Annotated in this window: 21 protein-coding genes; 15 read left to right on the top strand and 6 right to left on the bottom strand. The window is 67.9% G+C overall.

The window, feature by feature from the left end:
* Positions 1–8: 8 nt before the first annotated feature.
* From Q0812_RS04730 to Q0812_RS04710, 5 genes are all read left to right on the top strand, one after another.
* The gene (locus tag Q0812_RS04730; RefSeq protein ID WP_302109126.1) at positions 9–1,496 is read left to right on the top strand and encodes an NADH-quinone oxidoreductase subunit M; all 1,488 of its coding nucleotides are present in this window, start codon (positions 9–11) and stop codon (positions 1,494–1,496) included.
* A 5-nt stretch (positions 1,497–1,501) separates the two neighbouring features.
* Positions 1,502–2,935 carry an NADH-quinone oxidoreductase subunit NuoN gene (gene nuoN, locus Q0812_RS04725; protein WP_302109125.1) on the top strand — a complete coding sequence of 478 codons (1,434 nt, stop codon included), beginning with the start codon at positions 1,502–1,504 and terminating at the stop codon, positions 2,933–2,935.
* A gap of 140 nt (positions 2,936–3,075) precedes the next feature.
* Entirely contained in the window at positions 3,076–3,825 is a 750-nt protein-coding gene (locus Q0812_RS04720) for a biotin--[acetyl-CoA-carboxylase] ligase (protein WP_302109124.1), read from the top strand.
* Positions 3,822–4,592, top strand: coding sequence for a type III pantothenate kinase (locus Q0812_RS04715; protein ID WP_302109212.1), 771 nt, complete (start codon positions 3,822–3,824; stop codon positions 4,590–4,592). The genes Q0812_RS04720 and Q0812_RS04715 overlap by 4 nt, the downstream gene beginning before the upstream one ends.
* A gap of 8 nt (positions 4,593–4,600) precedes the next feature.
* The gene (locus Q0812_RS04710) at positions 4,601–6,271 is read left to right on the top strand and encodes a ribonuclease J (RefSeq protein WP_302109123.1); all 1,671 of its coding nucleotides are present in this window, start codon (positions 4,601–4,603) and stop codon (positions 6,269–6,271) included.
* Here the strand turns inward: Q0812_RS04710 and Q0812_RS04705 are convergent.
* On the bottom strand, positions 6,268–7,017 hold the full coding sequence (locus Q0812_RS04705) for an arginyltransferase (RefSeq protein ID WP_302109122.1): 750 nt from the start codon (positions 7,015–7,017) through the stop codon (positions 6,268–6,270). The genes Q0812_RS04710 and Q0812_RS04705 overlap by 4 nt on opposite strands.
* 94 nt (positions 7,018–7,111) lie before the next feature.
* On the bottom strand, positions 7,112–8,011 hold the full coding sequence (locus Q0812_RS04700) for a flagellar motor protein MotB (RefSeq protein ID WP_302109121.1): 900 nt from the start codon (positions 8,009–8,011) through the stop codon (positions 7,112–7,114).
* Between the two features lie 156 nt (positions 8,012–8,167).
* Between Q0812_RS04700 and Q0812_RS04695 the strand changes: the two genes are divergently transcribed.
* Positions 8,168–8,656 carry a flavin reductase family protein gene (locus tag Q0812_RS04695; RefSeq protein ID WP_302109120.1) on the top strand — a complete coding sequence of 163 codons (489 nt, stop codon included), beginning with the start codon at positions 8,168–8,170 and terminating at the stop codon, positions 8,654–8,656.
* Between the two features lie 10 nt (positions 8,657–8,666).
* Entirely contained in the window at positions 8,667–9,530 is an 864-nt protein-coding gene (locus Q0812_RS04690) for an NAD(P)-dependent oxidoreductase (RefSeq protein ID WP_302109119.1), read from the top strand.
* Here the strand turns inward: Q0812_RS04690 and Q0812_RS04685 are convergent.
* On the bottom strand, positions 9,527–10,066 hold the full coding sequence (locus Q0812_RS04685) for a carbonic anhydrase (protein WP_302109118.1): 540 nt from the start codon (positions 10,064–10,066) through the stop codon (positions 9,527–9,529). The two genes, Q0812_RS04690 and Q0812_RS04685, sit on opposite strands and share 4 nt — an antisense overlap.
* Before the next feature lie 218 nt (positions 10,067–10,284).
* Positions 10,285–10,713, bottom strand: a complete 429-nt coding sequence (locus Q0812_RS04680; protein ID WP_302109117.1) for a VOC family protein — start codon at positions 10,711–10,713, stop codon at positions 10,285–10,287.
* A gap of 161 nt (positions 10,714–10,874) precedes the next feature.
* On the opposite strand from Q0812_RS04680, the gene Q0812_RS04675 reads away from it, so the two are divergent.
* Positions 10,875–11,600 (top strand): aspartate/glutamate racemase family protein, encoded by a 726-nt coding sequence (locus Q0812_RS04675; protein WP_302109116.1) that lies wholly within the window; start codon positions 10,875–10,877, stop codon positions 11,598–11,600.
* On the opposite strand, the gene hemB is transcribed toward Q0812_RS04675, so the two are convergent.
* Positions 11,597–12,586, bottom strand: a complete 990-nt coding sequence (gene hemB / locus Q0812_RS04670) for a porphobilinogen synthase (RefSeq protein ID WP_302109115.1) — start codon at positions 12,584–12,586, stop codon at positions 11,597–11,599. The genes Q0812_RS04675 and hemB overlap by 4 nt on opposite strands.
* A gap of 1 nt (position 12,587) precedes the next feature.
* Entirely contained in the window at positions 12,588–13,079 is a 492-nt protein-coding gene (locus tag Q0812_RS04665) for a hypothetical protein (RefSeq protein ID WP_302109114.1), read from the bottom strand.
* 98 nt (positions 13,080–13,177) lie between these two features.
* Between Q0812_RS04665 and Q0812_RS04660 the strand changes: the two genes are divergently transcribed.
* From Q0812_RS04660 to Q0812_RS04630, 7 genes are all read left to right on the top strand, one after another.
* Positions 13,178–14,317, top strand: coding sequence for an isobutyryl-CoA dehydrogenase (locus tag Q0812_RS04660; protein ID WP_302109113.1), 1,140 nt, complete (start codon positions 13,178–13,180; stop codon positions 14,315–14,317).
* The gene (locus tag Q0812_RS04655; protein WP_302109112.1) at positions 14,317–14,781 is read left to right on the top strand and encodes a GNAT family N-acetyltransferase; all 465 of its coding nucleotides are present in this window, start codon (positions 14,317–14,319) and stop codon (positions 14,779–14,781) included. Before Q0812_RS04660 ends, Q0812_RS04655 begins: the two co-directional genes overlap by 1 nt.
* The gene (locus Q0812_RS04650; RefSeq protein ID WP_302109111.1) at positions 14,781–15,248 is read left to right on the top strand and encodes a hypothetical protein; all 468 of its coding nucleotides are present in this window, start codon (positions 14,781–14,783) and stop codon (positions 15,246–15,248) included. Before Q0812_RS04655 ends, Q0812_RS04650 begins: the two co-directional genes overlap by 1 nt.
* A gap of 9 nt (positions 15,249–15,257) precedes the next feature.
* Positions 15,258–16,355: an enoyl-CoA hydratase/isomerase family protein gene (locus Q0812_RS04645; protein ID WP_302109110.1), complete on the top strand. Its 1,098-nt coding sequence runs from the start codon at positions 15,258–15,260 to the stop codon at positions 16,353–16,355.
* A 77-nt stretch (positions 16,356–16,432) separates the two neighbouring features.
* Complete coding sequence (locus tag Q0812_RS04640; protein WP_302109109.1) at positions 16,433–17,185, top strand: class I SAM-dependent methyltransferase; 753 nt, start codon at positions 16,433–16,435, stop codon at positions 17,183–17,185.
* An 11-nt stretch (positions 17,186–17,196) separates the two neighbouring features.
* A complete protein-coding gene (locus Q0812_RS04635; protein WP_302109108.1) occupies positions 17,197–17,958 on the top strand; it encodes a class I SAM-dependent methyltransferase in 762 nt (253 codons plus the stop codon).
* Between the two features lie 22 nt (positions 17,959–17,980).
* On the top strand, positions 17,981–18,763 hold the full coding sequence (locus tag Q0812_RS04630) for a class I SAM-dependent methyltransferase (protein ID WP_302109107.1): 783 nt from the start codon (positions 17,981–17,983) through the stop codon (positions 18,761–18,763).
* The last annotated feature ends 22 nt before the right edge of the window (positions 18,764–18,785 follow it).

Raw genomic sequence — 18,785 nt, 5'->3', positions numbered from 1 at the left:
AACCTGTGATGCCTTACGTGCTCAGCATCGTCACCTTCCTGCCCCTGGTCGGCGCCGGCCTGGTCGCGCTGCTCGCCGCCCTGATGAAGGGCGACGCGGACCGCCGCGTCTCCATCGCCAAGTGGACCACGCTCGGCGTCACGCTCGCGACGCTGGCTGTCGCTGTCGGGCTGACCGCCAGCTTCGATCCGTCGAACCCGGGCTATCAGTTCGTCGAGCGCGCCGAGTGGTTCTCGGGCGCGGGCTATCACCTGGGCGTCGACGGCGTTTCGGTGTTGTTCGTCCTGCTGACGGCGTTCCTGCTGCCGCTGTGCATCGTAGCCAGCTGGCGCTCCATCACCGATCGGGTGGTGGAGTACATGATCGCCTTCCTGATCCTGGAGACCCTGGTCATCGGCGTTTTCACGGCGCTGGACCTGTTCTTGTTCTACATCTTCTTCGAGGGCGGCCTCGTGCCGATGTTCCTCATCATCGGGGTGTGGGGTGGGCAGAACCGCATCTACGCGGCCTACAAGTTCTTCCTCTACACGCTCCTCGGATCGGTTCTGATGCTGGCGGCCATGCTCTACATGGCGGCCACGGCCGGCACGACCAGCATCCCCGAGCTGGCCGCCTACGCCTGGAGCCCCGCGGTGCAGCCGCTGCTGTGGCTGGCCTTCTTCGCCTCCTTCGCGGTGAAGATGCCCATGTGGCCGGTGCACACCTGGCTGCCCGACGCCCACGTCCAGGCGCCCACGGCCGGGTCGGTGATCCTGGCGGGCATCCTGCTGAAGCTGGGCGGCTACGGCTTCCTGCGCTTCAACCTGCCCATGTTCCCGGACGCCTCGCAGATGTTCGCGCCGCTGGTGTTCGCCCTGTCGGCCATCGCCGTGGTCTACACCTCGCTGGTCGCCTTCCGGCAGACCGACATCAAGAAGCTGATCGCCTATTCCTCGGTGGCGCACATGGGCCTGGTCACCATGGGCATCTTCGCCGCCAACGCCCAGGGGCTCCAGGGCGCCGTGTTCCAGATGCTCAGCCACGGCCTGATCTCGGGCGCGCTCTTCCTCTGTGTCGGCGTCGTCTATGACCGCGCTCACACGCGTGAGATCGCGGCCTATGGCGGGCTGACCGACCGCATGCCCTGGTACGCGGCGGTGTTCCTCTTCTTCACCATGGGCAATGTGGGCCTGCCGGGCACCTCCGGCTTCGTCGGCGAGATCCTCAGCCTGACCGGCACGTACCAGGCTTCGACCTGGACCGCCTTCATCGCCACCTCGGGCGTGATCCTGTCGGCGGTCTACGCCCTGACCCTCTATCGTCGCGTCATGTTCGGCAAGATGACCAACCCCGCCATGGCCACCATGACCGATCTGGACTGGCGCGAGGTGGTGGTGTTCATCCCGCTCATCATCGGCACGCTCTGGCTGGGCTTCATGCCCGGCGTCGTGTTCGACGTCACCGACGCCTCGGTGCAGGCGCTCGTGTCCAACTATACCGCCGCGGTCGGAGGCTGATCCCGATGGACCTAAACGCCATCCTGATGCTGCTGCGGCCCGAGCTGACGCTCGCCATCGGCGCCATGTTCGCCCTCATGCTCGGCGCCTTCGCCGGCGAGCGCGCTGCCGGCTGGGTCAGCCTGATCTGCGCCGTCGTGCTGGGCCTGGCCGCCGTCTTCGCCGCCACCGGTCCGCTGGGCGCGGCCTTTGGCGGGGCCTTCACGGCTGACCGCCTGTCAGTCTTCGCCAAGGTCGTGCTGTTCCTCGCCGCCATGGCCGCCGTTTCGCTGGGCCATGGCTGGCAGCACAGGGGAGGGCGACCGCGCTTCGAGTACCCCGTGCTGATCGTGCTCTCGACCCTGGGCATGAGCATCATGGTCTCCGCCGGCGACCTGATCTCGCTCTATATGGGCCTCGAGCTGTCTTCGCTGGCCCTCTATGTCCTGGCGGCCTTCAATCGGGACGACGCCAAGGCGTCCGAGGCGGGCCTGAAGTACTTTGTGCTGGGCGCCCTGTCTTCGGGCATCCTGCTCTACGGGGCCAGCCTGCTTTATGGCTTCGCGGGCTCCATGCGCTTCGTCGACCTGGCCGTCGCGGTGCAGGGCGGCGCCGATCCCGCCGTGCTGTTCGGCCTGGTGTTCGTGATCGCCGGCATGATCTTCAAGGTCTCGGCCGCGCCCTTCCACATGTGGACGCCGGACGTCTATGAGGGCGCCCCGACGCCGTCAGTGGCCTTCTTCGCCTCGGCTTCCAAAATGGCGGCCCTGGTGCTGATCGCCCGCGTCCTGCTGGGCCCCTTCGCCGACGCCGCCGAGCAGTGGCGTCAGGTGGTGGTGCTGGTGGCCATGCTGTCCTTCGCCGTGGGCGCGCTCGGCGGCCTGCGCCAGCGTAACATCAAGCGCCTGCTCGCCTACTCCTCTATCGCCAATATGGGTTACGCCCTGCTGGCCGTGGCGGCGGGCGGGACCATCGGCCTGAAGGCCGTGCTGGTCTTCACCACCCTCTATGTGATCGACTCGATCGGCTTCTTCGCCTGTCTGCTGGCCCTGTCGCGCCGGGGGAACCCCATCGAGACGATCGACGACCTGGCGGGCCTCTGGAAGGTGAAGCCCGGCTTCGCCATCGCGCTGACCATCCTGTCCCTCTCGGTGCTGGGCATGCCGCCGCTGGCCGGCTTCTGGGCCAAGGTGTTCGTCTTCGGCGCCGCGGTGACCAGCGGCCTGTGGGTGTTCGCGGCCATCGGCCTGGTCGCCTCGGTGATCGCGGCTTTCTACTACCTGCGCATCGTCAAGGTGATGTGGTTCGACGCCCCGGTGGGCGAGGCGGACCGCAGCCCCCGGGACGCGCGCTGGCTGGCCATGGCCTGCGCGGCCTTCTCCTTCCCGCTGGTGCTGCTGGCCCTGGGCCTGCTGGACGGACGCGCCGCCTGGGCGGCCCAGTCGCTCGGTCTCGGTTAGGCCGAAATCGGTTGAGTTGAATGCGCTTCAACGAAACTCAGAATTCGGCCCAACGTCTTAGCGAGAGCTTGATTCACGGCATCGGCGAAATCGCGAAGGCGATTCTTCCTCAGCCGATCAAGCTCTAGGGCAGGGGACGTTTGCCCGCACCGCCGATCCTGTGGCTGGACGTAACCGACTCCACCAACGCTGAGGCGCGCAAAGCCGCCGAGGCGGGACAGACCGATCCGCTGTGGTTCGCCGCCCGTCGCCAGACCGCAGGCCGCGGCCGGCGCGGGCGAAGCTGGAGCACGGGCGAGGGCGATCTGGCCGCGACCCTGCTCACCTTCGTCGACCTTTCTCCGCCGAACGCAGCGCGCGTGACCTTCGTGGCCGCCCTGGCCGTGGCCGACCTGCTGGACGGCTGGGCCGCGCCTGGCCTGGTCAGCATCAAGTGGCCCAACGACGTGCTGCTGGACGGCGCCAAGTGCTCGGGCGTGCTGGTGGAGTCCGGCCCCGCAGCCGGGGGCGGCCTGTGGCTGGGCGTGGGGATCGGCGTGAACCTGTCCTCGACCCCACCCGAGCCGCTGCTTTACCGCGCCGCCAGCCTGGCTCAGCATTTGGGGCCGCACGCGACGGCCGCTCCGACCCAGGACGAGGCCATGGCGTTCCTGGCCGAAGCCTTAGACCGCTGGCTTCAGGTCTGGCTTCGCGAAGGACCAGAGCCCATACTTGCCGCCTGGTCCGCCCGCGCCACGGGCCTGCACGGCCCCTGCGTCGCTCGCCTCGGCTCGGAGACCCTCGAAGGGACCGCTGAAGGCGTCGCGCCCGACGGCGCGCTCAGGCTCAGGCTTCCCGACGGGACCCTTCGGCTGGTATCGGCGGGCGACGTATTCCCGGGAGGCGGCTGATGCTGCTGGCCATCGAGCAGGGCAACACCAATACCCTCTTCGCCGTTCACGACGGCTCCGAGTGGCTGGGCCAGTGGCGCACCTCCACCGACGCGGCCCGCACCGCGGACGAGTACGCCGTCTGGCTGGCCCAGCTCCTGGCCATGCACGGCCTGACCCTCAGCCATCTGGACGCCTGCATCGTCTCCAGCGTGGTGCCGCAGTCCATCTTCAACCTGCGCAACCTGTCGCGCCGCTATCTCAACGTGGAGCCGCTGGTGGTGGGCGACAACGCCCGGCTGGACATTCCGGTGCGCACCGACAAGCCCAGCGAGGCCGGGGCCGACCGGCTGGTCAACGCCATCGGCGCCCATGTCGCCTATCCGGGCGACGCCATCGTGGTCGACAGCGGCACGGCCACCACGTTCGATGTCATCGCCGCCGACGGCGCCTTTGAGGGCGGCGTCATCGCCCCCGGCATCAACCTGTCGCTCCAGGCCCTGCACGAGGCGGCGGCCATGCTGCCGCGCATCGCCATCGCCCGCCCGAGGTCGGTAATCGGCAAGGACACCGTCGCCAACATGCAATCGGGCGTCTTCTGGGGCTATATCGCGCTGATCGAGGGGCTGGTGGACCGCATCAAGGCCGAGTGGGGCAGGCCCATGACCGTAATCGGAACGGGCGGGGTGGTTTCGCTGTTCGAGGGGGCGACCGACAAGATCGACGTCTTCGATCCGGACCTCACCCTCAAGGGTCTGCTTGAAATTCAGCGCCGCAACACGACCTGAAAGGTCACATGAAAAACAAGAACGATGAGCTGGTCTTCCTGCCCCTGGGCGGGTCCAACGAGATCGGCATGAACCTGAACCTCTACGGCTACGGCCCGGAGGATAACCGCCAGTGGATCGTGGTCGACGTGGGCGTGACCTTCGGCGACTCCTCGACCCCGGGCGTGGACGTGATCGTCCCGGACGCCAGCTTCGCCGAGGGAGAGAACATCCTCGGCATCGTGCTGACCCACGCCCACGAGGACCACATCGGGGCCCTGGGCTGGCTGTGGCCCAAGCTGAGGGCGCCCCTCTACGCCACCCCCTTCACGGCCTTTCTGATCCGCGAGAAGCTGCGCGACGCCGGCATTCTGGAGGAGGTTGAGATCATCGAGGTGCCGCTGGGCGGGACGATCCAGATCGGCCCCTTCAGCATCGACATGGTCACCCTGACCCACTCGATCCCGGAGCCCAACGGCCTGGCCATCCGCACACCCCTGGGCACGGTGCTGCACACGGGCGACTGGAAGATCGACCCCGACCCCGTCATCGGCGACGTCACCGACGCAGACGCTATCCAGCGCCTCGGCGACGAGGGCGTGCTGGCCATGGTGTGCGATTCCACCAACGTGTTCGTCGAGGGCGTGGCCGGCTCAGAGGCCGAAGTCCGCACGGCCATGACGAACCTGATCGGCTCGCTCAAGGGCAAGGTGGCCGTCGCCTGCTTCGCCTCGAATGTGGCCCGGCTGGACTCGGTCATCCGCGCCGCCGAGGCTTGTGGACGACGCGTCTCGCTGGTGGGGCGATCGATGCACCGCATCACCGCGGCGGCCAAGTCCGTGGGCTTGCTGGCCGATGTGAAGCCCTTCATCCCTGACGATCAGGCCAAGTCCTTCCCGGACGACCAGATCCTCTATCTGTGCACCGGCAGCCAGGGCGAGCCCCGCGCGGCCCTGTCGCGCATCTCCGAAGGCTCGCACCCGCATGTGAGGCTGGGCGAGGGGGATCACTGCATCTTCTCGTCCCGTGTCATTCCCGGCAACGAGTTGGCCATCGGCGCGCTGCAGGACCGGCTCGCGGACCTGGGCGTACGCCTCTACACCGAACGCGACCACCCGGGCATCCACGTCTCGGGGCATCCGTGCCGCGAAGAGCTGCGCCAGATGTACCGCTGGGCCCGGCCGCGCATCGCCGTGCCGACGCACGGCCAGCGCCGCCACCTGCTGGAGCACGCCAACCTGGCCCGCGACCTTCAGGTCCCGGAGCAGGTCACGCCCCGCAACGGCGAGATGGTGCGCCTGGCGCCCGGGCGCGCCCAGATCATCGACGAGGTTCCCTCGGGGCGCCTGTATGTCGATGGCGGCCTGCTGACTCCGGCCCACGGGGATGCGCTGCGCGAGCGGCGGCACGCGGCCCACAACGGGGTCGTGGTGGTCAGCTTCGCCATGGATCGGCGGGGCAAGCTGGTCAGCGACATCGACGTGCGCGGCCTCGGCCTGCCCGGCGACAAGGACCAGACGCTGGACGACGCCCTGGATGACCTGGCCGAGACGGCTGAGCACGCGCTGTTCAAGCTGAAGGGCGAGGCGCTGGAGGACGAAGTCGTCATCGAACAGGCCATCGCGCGGGCGGTGAAGAAGGCGTCTCAGCGCCTGTGGGACCGTCGGCCCATCGTCGAGGTGGTGGTACTGAGGCTCTAGGCCTCGGCCTCATCCTCCAGCCGCACCCAGCCGCCGGGTTTGAGCACGTCGAGCGGACGGTACCTGGCTTTGTAATCCATCTTGCGGCTGCCCCGGACCCAATAGCCCAGATAGACGTACTCGAACCCGACCGTCTGGGCTTGGCGCAGGTGATCCAGGATCACGAACGATCCCAGGCTGCGCCGCTCCAGCGCCGGATCATAGAAGCTGTAGACCATCGACAGCCCATCGCTGAGCACGTCCACCAGGGCGCAGGCCGCCAGGTCGCCCGGCCCGTCGTCCTTGGCGGGCAGGCGATATTCCATGATGTGGGTGCGTACGGCCGTGTCCTCGACCATGGCCACATAGTCGGCCCAGCCCATGTCGGTCATGCCGCCCTCGGGATGGCGTGACAGCAGGTAGGTCCGCAACAGGTCGAACTGCTCCGGCGTGGCCTCGGCCTCGACCAGCATGGGGGACAGATCGGCGTTGCGGTTCAGGACCTTGCGCTGGGCTCTTGAGAACTGGAATTCACGCACCGGAATGCGCGCCGACATGCAGGCGTCGCACGCCTCGCAGGCAGGGCGGTAGGTGATGTTCTGCGAGCGGCGAAAGCCCACCTGGGTCAGGTGGTCGTTCAGCTCGGCGCCGTCCGTCAGCGGCAGGTGGGTGAAGACCTTTCGCTCCTCCTTGCCCGGCAGATAGGGGCACGGCGTCGGCGCCGTCAGGAAGAAGCGCAGCTGACGCGTTGGAAAGTGCTGGGTCACGAGATCGGCTCGCCGGTCATGGCCTGATTTGGGACCGCGCCGCCCAAACGCGCAAGGGGCAGGCGAGGGGCATGACGCCGCGCCCGCCCATCCGTCACAGGCTGGTGTCCGTGGGCAGGACCGGCGCCTCGCGCAGCAGCACGATGGCGATGCGGCGGTTGCCGGCCAGGGTCGGGTCGTCCGGATAGAGCGGGTCGGACCCCGCCTTGCCCGAGACCTGGTACACGCGGTCCGCGTCCACGCCTGCGCCTTGCAGGATCTGGCGCGAGGCGTCGGCCCGCGCCGCCGACAGCGGCCAATCTCCAGGGGCCGAGGCCCGCCCGCCGGGCGTGGCGCTGGTATGGCCGGTGACGCTGATGCGGTTGGGCAGCTGGTTGATGACGCGGGACACCGCGCGCAGCAGAACGCGGGCGCGCTCGTTGGGCCGGGACGAGCCAGGCTCGAACATGGAGCGGCCCTCCTGGTCGATCAGCTGGATGCGCAGACCCTCGGGCGTCTGGTCGACGATCAGCTGGCGCGACAGCTCGGCCAGTTCGGGCATGTCGCGCATGGCCTGACGCAGGGATTCAGCCGCTGAACGGAAGGATTCGGCCTCACGCCGCGCGATCTCCTCGCGCAGCTCCTCCTCACTGGCGGCGGCCAGGTTGCTGGCCTGTCCGGCCTCCGGCGGCGCATCCTCGGGCGCTTCGGGCGCCAGCTGCTGGATCAGGGACATGGAGCCCTCGCCCTTGGCGCCGTCGTCGCCCAAGGCCGTGCCGCCCAAAATGCCGCCCGATCCGCTGGTGGACTGGGACACGCTGGCGGGCGCGAAATACTCGGCGATGCCGCGCTTCTGCTCGGGGTCCGTGGTGTTGATCAGCCACATGAGCAGGAAGAAGGCCATCATGGCGGTGACGAAGTCGGCATAGGCCACCTTCCACGCGCCGCCGTGGTGGCCGTGGTCGCCGCCCTTCTTGATCTTCTTGATGAGGATCGGCCGATCGCTCGTCGCCATGCCGCAAAGCCCCGTGACAGGGGTTCAGGCTTCGCCGATCAAGGTTAAGGCGAGGTTGCGGAAGGGCCCGCGCGCCATCTCTTCCTGGGAGACGACGGAAAGTCGCCGGCCATGCTCTGCCTTGCGCTCACGCCCGCAGCGCCTTAGGTCCGGGCCGTGCCCCCGCTGGACCCGACGATCGCATACCGCCGCGCGCTGGGCGCCTTCGCCACCGGGGTGTGCGTGGTGACCGCCGATTCCGCCGAGGGGCCGCTGGGCCTGACGGTCAACTCCTTCACCTCGGTGTCCCTGACGCCGCCGCTGATCCTGTGGTGCCTGGAGGAGACCTCGGCCCGCTGGCCAGCCTTCGCCACCGCCGAGCGTTTCGCGGTGCATGTGCTGGGCGCCGAGCAGGCGGCCCTGGCCGAGCGCTTCGCCACCGGCATCTGCCGGCTGGAAAGCGACGAACTGGAGCCGCGCGTCGACGGCGAGCCGCCTCTGATGCCCGGCGCCCTGACGCGGCTGATCTGCACCACGACCGAGCGCACCCAGGCGGGCGACCACCTGATCGTGCTGGGCCGGGTGGATCGCTGGGAAACACGGCCGGGCGACGGGCTGGTGTTCTACAAGGGCTGGTACAGCAAGGTGGAGGGCCAAGGACGATGAAAGGGCGCAGATGAGGATCGCCTTCGCGGGGCTGGGCGTCATGGGCGGACCCATGGCCGGACATCTGGTCAGGGCCGGGCACGAGGTGCGCGGCTACAACCGCACCTTTTCGAAGGCCCAAGCCTGGGCCGAACGCACGGGCGGAACCGCCCATGAATCCGTTCGGACCGCCTCCGAGGACGCTGAGGCCTTGATCCTGTGCGTCGGCAACGACGACGACGTGCGCCAGGTGGTCAGCCAAGCTCTGCCGGTTCTGGCGCCGGGCGCGGTGATCGTCGATCACACCACTACCTCGGCCGAGGTCGCCCGCGAGATCGCGGCGCTGGCCGCCGAACGCGGCTTCAGCTTCATCGATGCGCCGGTTTCGGGCGGCCAGGCCGGGGCCGAGAACGGCCGCCTGACGGTCATGGCGGGGGGAGAGCCGGACGCGTTCGCGCGAATGGAACCCGTCATGGGCACCTATGCCGCCGCCATGCGCCTGATGGGCCCAGCCGGCAGCGGCCAGTTGACCAAGATGGTCAACCAGATCGCCATCGCCGGCGTGGTTCAGGGCCTGGCCGAGGCCATGCACTTCACGAAACGCGCGGGGCTTGACCCCGACGCGGTGCTGGCCGCCATCGGCAAGGGCGCGGCCCAGTCCTGGCAGATGGACAATCGCTGGCCGACCATGGCCGAAGGCAGGTTCGACTTCGGATTCGCCGTCGACTGGATGCGCAAGGATCTGGGCCTGGTTCTCGACGAGGCGGCCCGCAACGGCGCGCGCCTGGACCTGACCCGGCTGGTGGACGGCTACTACGCCGAGGTGCAGAGTTCAGGCGGAAACCGCTGGGACACCTCAAGCCTGGTGACGCGGTTGGAGCCGCCGAAGGGCTAATCCAGGAACCTGACGCGGCCCGAGTGCAGCTCTTTCACGCAGGCGACGATCATCAGCCGGCCCTCGTCGACGGCCTGCTGCAGGCTGGTGTCCGAGGTGTGCAGCTTGGCCGCCACGCGGCGGGCGTTTTCCTCGACCGCGGCCACGGCGATGTCGTTGCGGCGGGTGCGCCGGGCGGTCAGCACCGCCGGGATGATCGGCACGATCATCTCCTCCAGGGAGGGGTCCAGCTCGGTCTTGCCGTCGACCACGGCCTCGGCCGCGGCCACCGCGCCGCAGCCGGTATGACCCATCACAACCACCAGCGGGCAGCCCAGGTTCCTGACCGCATAGACGATGGAGGCCAGACCCCGGCGGTCCACCGTGTTGCCCGCCACGCGCACGATGAACAGGCGGCCGAGGCCCTGGTTGAACAGGATGGTCGGCGGCGTGCGGCTGTCGGCGCAACCGACGATGACGGCGAAGGGCTTCTGCCCGTCCTGCAGGCCGGCGAGGTCGTCAGCCGTGACGTGGCCCAGTTGGCTGCGACCGTTCACAAAGGCTTCGTTCCCCGCCTTGAGCAGGGCCAGCGCCTCCTCCGGCGTCGGATCGCGCGGCGGAGGAGGCGAGGCAGCGCCCGCGGTTGAGGAATGCGAAGAAGAGGCCGCGCGCCTGCGGCCGCCGAAACCCAGAAAGCCCATGAAGGTCCCACCCCTCTTACGGGGCGCTTCGTCCAACGCCGCTACGCCTCTGTCAAGGCAAGGCTTGGCGACAGCTAGCCGTTCACTTCGCCTTGCGTGTTGACCATCCACGGAACGCCGAACCGGTCGATCAGTGAGCCATAGCCGGGCGACCAGAAGGTTTCGGCAAAGGGCATGACCACCTTGCCGCCTTCGGACAGACCGTCGAACCAGCGGCGCGCCTGTTCCAGGTCGTCGGTATGCACGGTGACGTCGAAGCCGTTCTTCGGTTTGTCGATGTTGGGCGCCCATTGCACGTCCATGTCCGCGCCCATGATCGCCTGATCACCCACCTCCAGCCAGCAGTGCATCAGCCAGTCGCGCATGTGCTCCGGCGTCTGCATCTCGGGCGGGCCGTCGCCGTAGGGCAGGGCGGCGGTGACCTTTCCGCCCAGGACCTGGGCGTAAAACTCAAAGGCTTCACGGCACTGGCCGCGGAAGCTGAGGCTGGTGACGATCTTCATGGACGGTTCCTTCTTCAAGCGCGGGCCGACCCGAAGCGGACCCTACGCTCAACAAGGACGTGTGGGCTAGGGCGACGCCGACAGTCAGCACTGAGTTCGCAACATCGAGGCGATTGCTTCCACCCACGTCTGGAGCCATCCTGATGCCTCGGGAGATCGGCATGAAAACCATCGGTATCGCGGGCCATAGCGCCGAGGGTGCGGCGCTGTGTTTTCTGACCGCCGTGCATGAGGGCGAAACCCTACTCGGTCCTCACATGCACCCGAATATCGTCTCCTGCGCCATCCCCATGGGGCTCAGTATGCCGGGCTGGGAGTCCGGCGAGCATGCGGAGGTGGCTGAGCACCTTCTTCGAGGCGTCGAGGTGGTGGCCCGCGCCGGCGCAGACTTCTTTGTCTGCCCCGACAATACGGCTCATATCGTGTTGGATCAGGTCATAGGCCGTGCGGCGCTGCCGGGGCTGCACATCGCGCAGGTCGTTTGCGCCGAGGCGGTTGGGAACGGCTGGCGCAAGGTAGGTCTGACTGGCACCCGCTGGACGATGACCGGGTCGGCTTATGAGCACGCCATGGCTGACGCGGGCCTTGAGCGCATCACCCCGTCGCCGCAAACTCAGTCACGCCTGAATACCCTGATCTTCGAAGAATTGTGCCGTGGCGTTTTCCGGCCAGAGACCACTGCGGTGTTTGTCGAGGCGATCGAAGAACTGGCCGCCCAGGGAGCGGAATGCGTGATCCTGGGTTGCACGGAAATCCCGATCATCATCAATGCGGACAATTCGCCGTTGCCGGTCCTGGATTCGACGCGCCTGTTGGGAAAGGCTGCGGCTCGGCTGGCGGTTTCTGACCGGTCCTTGCCCGCAACGGGATGGATCGCGCCTTTCTAAGCGCCCAGCAGCCGGCACGCCTGAGGCGCGAAATAGCTCACGATCCCGGCGCAGCCGGCGCGCTTGAAGGCGATCAGGCTTTCCAGGATGGCGCGTTCCTCATCCAGCCAACCGTTGGCGACGGCGGCGCGGATCATCGAGTACTCCCCCGACACCTGATAGGCGAAGGTGGGGACGGCGAAGCGCTCCACCACGCGGCGCACGATATCCAGATAGGGCATGCCCGGCTTGACCATGACCATGTCGGCGCCCTCGGCCAGGTCCAGCGCCACCTCGCGCAGGGCCTCGTCGGTGTTGGCCGGGTCCATCTGATAGGTCTTCTTGTCGCCGCTCAGCGCCCTGGCCGAGCCGACCGCGTCGCGATAGGGCCCATAGAAGGCCGAGGCGTACTTGGCCGCATAGGCCAGGATCATCACGTCGTGATGGCCAGCGCCCTCCAGCCCCGCGCGGATCGCGCCGACGCGGCCGTCCATCATGTCGGACGGGGCCACGATGTCAGCCCCCGCTTCGGCCTGAATCAGCGCCTGACGCACCAGGGCCTCGACCGTGGCGTCGTTGACGATGCGGCCGCCCTCCAGCAGGCCGTCGTGGCCGTGATTGGTGAAGCAGTCCAGCGCCACGTCGCACATGACGCCCACCTCGGGCGCGGCGTCCTTGGCGGCCTTGATGGCGTCGGGCACCAGCCCCGCCGAGTCGAACGCCGCTGACCCGCCGGCGTCCTTCCTGGCGCCGTCGATGTGCGGAAACAGAGCGATGCAGGGGATGCCCAGGTCGCGCGCCTGCCGCGCCGCCTCGGCCACCGCCCGAACCGACAGGCGCTCCACGCCCGGCATGGAGGCGACCGGGATGCGATCCTCCTGACCGTCATGCACGACAATAGGCCAGATGAAGTCCGCCGGTCTCAGCGTCGTTTCAGCGATCAGGCTGCGGATCCAGGACGCCTGGCGCAGGCGGCGCGGGCGATAGGCGGGGAAGCGGGCGGTCATGTCAGGCTGCGGGCCGTCCGATGGCGCCCTGGGCCGACAGGCGCGCCATGCCGAACAGGGCGCTGGCGATGGCCCAGAGCCCGGCGCTGACATAGGCGATGACGAAGATGATCAGGCCGATCACCGTCGCGGCGTGCAGGCGCAGTGCCCCCGCATCGACCGACGCCGCCTCCCAGGCCTCCCAGCCGCGATAGTTGTTGGTGGCCAAGGTCACCAGATCCGCCAGCAGAAAGCCGACCCCCACCAGCAGGGCCGCGGCCGACAGAATCGCCAGGCCGAAGGAAATCCAGAAGGAGCGGATCTGAAAGCGGAAGTGGCTGGCGTTCACTGCGTCGGCCTCGGGCTTTCTGACATAGGCGATGACGACGGCGATCAGGGACGTGAGGCCGAACACGAACGGCGCGGCGAACATCAGCCCGTAGGCTATGAAGGCCAGGTTCCGATCGTCGCTCGACGAAGCATGGCCGCGTCCACTAAAAGCCGTTTCCGTCATCCAGGCCCCCTGGAGGCTGCGCCGTCACGATGCGCTTCCGTGGGCCTTATCTCAAGCGCTTCCGGGCGGAAACCCTTAAACGCCACAAGGTCTCGAGCATGGATTTTGATCTGAACGAGGAGCAACGCGCCGTTCAGGAGGCCGCGCGCCAGTTCGCCGAGGCCGAGCTGATGCCAAAGGCGGCCGATTGGGATGAGACTAAGCACTTCCCTGTGGACGTGATGCGTCAGGCGGCCGAGTTGGGCCTGGCGGCCATCTATACTCAGGACGAGTTCGGCGGCTCGGGCTTTGGCCGTGTCGAGGCGGCGCTGATCTTCGAGGAGCTGTCGCGGGGCGATGTCTCGACCGCCGCATTCATCTCGATCCACAACATGGCCACGTGGATGATCGACCGCTTCGGTTCGGACGATCTGCGCGCCCGCTACGTGCCCCGGCTGGCGACCATGGAGCTGATCGCTTCGTACTGCCTGACCGAGCCCGGCTCGGGCTCGGACGCGGCGGCGCTACGCACGACGGCCCGGCTGGACGGCGATCATTATGTCGTCAACGGCTCCAAGGCCTTCATCTCGGGCGCGGGGACGTCCGATGTCTATGTCGTCATGGTCCGCACTGGCCAGGAAGGGCCCAAGGGCATCTCGACCCTGGTGGTGGACAAGGACACGCCGGGCCTCAGCTTCGGGGCCCAGGAAAAGAAGATGGGCTGGAACAGCCAGCCCACGGCCATCGTCTCCTTCGACGACTGCCGAGTGTCGGCCGCCAACCTGCTGGGCCAGGAGGGCGACGGCTTCCGCTACGCCATGATGGGGCTGGACGGCGGGCGGCTGAACATCGCCGCCTGTTCGCTGGGCGGCGCGCGCCTGGCGCTGGAGACGGCCCAGGAGTACGTGAAGACGCGCAATCAGTTCGGCAAGCCGCTGGCGGACTTCCAGAACACCCAGTTCAAGCTGGCCGACATGGCCACCCAGCTGGAGGCTGCGCGGCTGATGGTGTTGCGCGGGGCCTGGGCCATCGACACCAACCACCCCGAAAAAACCAAGTGGTGCGCCATGGCCAAGCGCCTGGCCACGGACGCCTGCTTCCAGATCGCCGACGAGGCGCTGCAACTGCACGGCGGCTACGGCTATCTCAAGGACTATCCGCTGGAGCGGATCGTGCGCGACCTGCGCGTCCACCGCATCCTGGAAGGCACCAACGAGATCATGCGGGTGATCACCGCCCGCGAGATGATGCGGCAGTAGTGCTTAGGGTCCGCCAGTTCGACGCGGCCGACGCCGAGGCACTCAGCCGCGTCTATCGTCGGTCAGTTGAGGGTCTGGGCGCCTCCGACTACGCCCCTGACCAGATCGCGGCGTGGGCCGGACTGGCGCCGTCGGCGGAGCGTCTGATTGACTTGATGGCGGACGGGCGCTTGCGGCTGGTCGCGCTGGATCAGGACAGGCCAGTCGGCTTCATCGACGTGGAGCGGGACGGGCACATCCACTTCCTCTACCGCGCGCCAGATGCGCCGAGGGGCGCGGCGGACGCGCTTTATGTCCAGGCTGAGAGCTGGAGCCGCGCTCAGGGCCTTCAACGGCTGTTCGCAGAAGCCAGCGAGGCGGCTAAGAGGTTCTTCCTGCGTCACGGCTTTTCGGTCGTGAGCCGACGGGATTTCGAGGTCTCCGGCGTGCCGATTCACAACTATGCCGTGGAAAAGCGCCTGTGATGCCGGCGACTCGCCACTACAAGGGCCGCATCCCCTGGTCTTGGCTGGCCTTAGCCATCGCCGCCGTTCAGGCGGGCTCCTGCCTGCTGCTGGGCCTGGTCATGGTCTTGGCCGTGCGGGAAGGCAGCGGCTCGGACCTCATCTTCCGGCTGAACAGCATCGCCTACTGGGTCGCCGGGATCATCCAAGGTGCGGTGCTGGGCGTGGTGGTCCTTGCGACCGCACGGGCGCTCTCCAATCGAACGCGCCGACCGGGCCGCACCTTCGTTTTAGTCAGCGCCCTTTTGCCCGCCGGGCTGCTCCTGGCGTTAAAGGGCTGGGTTCTGATCGCCATGGGTGACGTTTTCGGTAGTCCAGGCCTGTGGCTGGAGCTCCTTGTCGTGGCCCTCAGCTTTGGCGCTGGGGCCTTCACCTACCTGGCCGCCGCGCGCACCGCAGGCGTGGACGTGATGGATTTGCGCGATTAAGCCCCCGCCATGTCTGAACCCGCGCCTGAGTCTGAAATCCTCGCCCGCGTCGAAAACGGCGTCGGCCGCATCACCCTGAACCGGCCCAAGGCGCTGCACGCCCTGAACCTGGGCATGTGTCAGACCATGACCGAGGCGCTGCTGGCCTGGCTGGAGGATGATCAGGTCCATTCGGTGCTGATCGACCACGCCGGCGAGCGCGGCTTCTGCGCCGGCGGCGACATCCGTATGATCGCCGAAAGCGGCGCGGGCGACGCCGCCGAGGCCAGGGCCTTCTTCGCGACCGAGTACCGCCTGAACCACCTGATGTTCGTCTATCCCAAGCCGATCACGGCCATCGTGGACGGCATCGTCATGGGCGGCGGCGTGGGAGTCAGCGAACCGGCGGCGGTTCGGGTGGCCACCGAGCGCACCACCTACGCCATGCCCGAGACCGGCATCGGCCTGTTCCCCGATGTGGGCGGCGGCTGGTTCCTGCCGCGCCTGCCTGGCGAGACGGGGACCTGGCTGGCCCTGACCGGCGCGCGCCTCAAGGCGCCCGATACGGTGGCGCTGAGCGTGCACAGCCACTTCGTCCCTGCAGAGCGTATCGACGAACTGAAGACTGCCCTCGTGGCTGAGCCGGGCGATCCCCGGTCCGTGGCCGACCGCTTCGCCGAGGATGCGGGTCCCGCGCCCACCGCCGATCACCGCGAGGCCATCGACCGCCTGTTCGCCTTCGACACGGTGGAGGAAATCTTCGCCGCGCTCGAGACCGACGGCTCGGACTGGGCTCTGGCTCAGCTGAAGACGCTTCAGAGCAAGTCGCCCCAGTCCCTGAAAGTCTCGTTGCGCCAGCTGCGAACTGGGGCGGGCCTGAGCTCCTTCGCCGAGAACATGGCCATGGAGTACCGGCTAGGCGGTCGGGTCGTACGCACCCACGACTTTCAGGAGGGCGTTCGCGCTGTAATCCTGGACAAGGACAACGCGCCCGCCTGGTCGCCCGGATCGCTGGACAGCGTGACGGATCAGCGGATTGACCAGCTGTTCGCGCCGCTGCCTTCGCCCGAGGAATGGACGCCTTTGCCGCAGGCGGCGACGCTCGAACGATCAAGCACTGAATCTTGACTTGAGCCGCGACGGCTAAGGTCGTTCAGTGCGTCGTCCTTGCGAAACGCCAGGGACGAAGCCGCGAAGGACCAGGCATGATGTTCAAAGCAGCCGTACTGGCGGGCGCATTGGCGCTGTTCTCGGCCCAGGAGACGCCGCCGGAAGGTTGGGCGCCGCCGCCTCCCGGGCCCTATTCCATGCCGGTGATGGATTCGCGCCGCCCGGCGGCGGACATGGAGCGCGACGCCCTGCGGCGCCCCACTGAAATCCTGGCGTTCGCCCAGATCATGCCGGGCCAACGCATCGCCGACATCCGGCCGGGCGCAGGCTATTTCACACGCCTGTTCTCGGTCGCCGTGGGCGATCGCGGCCACGTTTACGCCTTCCTGCCGGACAAGACCGCCGCCCGGGACGCCACGCGCATCCAGCCGGTGCTCGAGGCTTATGGAAACGTCACCTCGGTGACGGCACCGCTGGAGGAGATGTCCTTTGATCAGCCGCTGGACCTGATCTTCGTCAGCCAGGAGTATCACGACTTCCACCTGGGTTTCTTCGGCACGGACCTGGCGCGCTTCAACGCCGCGGCCTTCCGCGCGCTGAAGCCCGGCGGCGTCTATCTGATCATCGACCACCAGGCGCGCCCTCGCTCGGGCATCGCCGACGCCGAGACCTTGCATCGCATTGAAGGGGATTTTCTGCGCCGCGAGGTGGAGGCCGCCGGCTTTGTCTTCGAGTCCGAAAGCCGCGCGCTCCACAACCCGGCCGACGACCACAGCCTGAATGTCTTTGACGCCGCCATTCGCGGCCGCACCGACCAGTTCGTCTATCGCTTCCGGAAGCCCGAATAAGGACCTGATCGATGAAAAAGCTTCTGCTCGCGGCCGCGGCCGCCATCGCCATCGGCGGCGCCGGCATGCCGGCCCTTGCCGACCATCATCAGGCTCGCGAAGCCCTCGCTGCGGCGGTTGCGAATCCCGACCGGCCAGAGGCCCAGCGCGCCCTCGATGAGGCCCGGAAACCCGCCGAGACCCTCGCCTTCGCCGAGATCGGGCCGGGCTCGCGCGTCGTGGAGCTGGTGCCGGGGGGCGGTTACTTCACCCGCATCATCTCAAGCGCGGTCGGCCCGGAAGGTCATGTCTACGCCTTGCAGACCGCCGAGATCGTGGCGGCGTTTCCCCAGGCGCGCGGGGGCCTCGAGACCCTGGCGGGCCAGTCCGGCAATGTCACCGCCATGTTCGATCCGGTGGCCGCCTGGACGGTTCCGGCGCCGGTCGATGTGGTCTTCACGGCCCAGAATTATCACGACCTCTATGTGGACTTCATGGGTCCGGCCGACGTGGCGGCCGTCAATCAGGCCGTGTTCAACGCGCTGCGGCCGGGCGGGCTTTATGTAATCCTCGATCACGCCGCCGTTGACGGGTCCGGCCAAGCTGCGGTCAGCACCCTTCACCGAATCGACCGGCAGTCCGTGATCGACGAGGTCACCGCCGCGGGTTTCGAGCTGGTGGGGGAGAGCGACATTCTGCGCAACGCCGAGGACGACCGTTCGCTCAGCGTCTTCGACGACAGCATCCGACGTCGTACCGATCAGTTCATCCTTAAGTTCCGCAAGCCGGCCTGATCCGCGCCCGACAGGAGAGAGCATGTTCAAGTCCCTCAGCGCCGCCCTGGCGGCGGCCGTTCTGGTGTCCTCGGCCGCCGGCGCCCAGGAGGCGGTTCCCACACCGCCGATCGCCCATACCCTGCCGGGCGGCGCCGACTACGGCGCCGTGCTGGCCTCACCGGTCCGGACCGACGAGGACCGATCCAGGGACGCAGCCCGGATGACCGAGGCCACGCTCGCCTTCACCGGGGTTCGGCCGGGCTGGAAAGTGGGCGACATGATCATGGGCGGCGGTTTCTTCACGCGCGCCTTTTCCGCCGCCGTGGGGGCCGAGGGGCGGGTCGTCGCCTGGCAACCGGCCGAGTTCATCGGCTTCAGCGAGACCTACGCCCGAGCCGCCGAAGCCGCGGACCAGCTGCCCAATGTGGACGTGATCCGCTCTCCCATCGGCTCGCCCGAGTTCCCGGCCGGACTGGATTTGGTCTTCACCGCCCAGAACTACCACGACCTGCACCTGCGCCCCTTCGCCGAGGACACGGCGGCCCGCGTCAACGCGGCGGTGTTCGCCGCGCTCCGGCCCGGCGGCTATTACGTCATCCTCGACCATCACGCGGTGGATGGCTCGGACCTGTCCGTGGCGGACTCGCTGCACCGCATCGACCGCGAAACCGTGGTGCGCGAGGTGGAGGCGGCGGGGTTCCAGTACTCGTCGGAGGCGGCGTTCCTCTGGCGCGACGATGACCCGCGGACGGCGAACGTGTTCGATGACTCGATCCGGGGCCGGACCAGCCAGTTCGCCATCGTCTTCCGCAAGCCGGACTGATCGGCGACAAATCAAACGACAA

This window comes from Peiella sedimenti (assembly GCF_030504955.1).
Classification (GTDB): domain Bacteria; phylum Pseudomonadota; class Alphaproteobacteria; order Caulobacterales; family Caulobacteraceae; genus Brevundimonas; species Brevundimonas sedimenti.
This window is presented reverse-complemented; position numbering and strand designations above follow the sequence as displayed.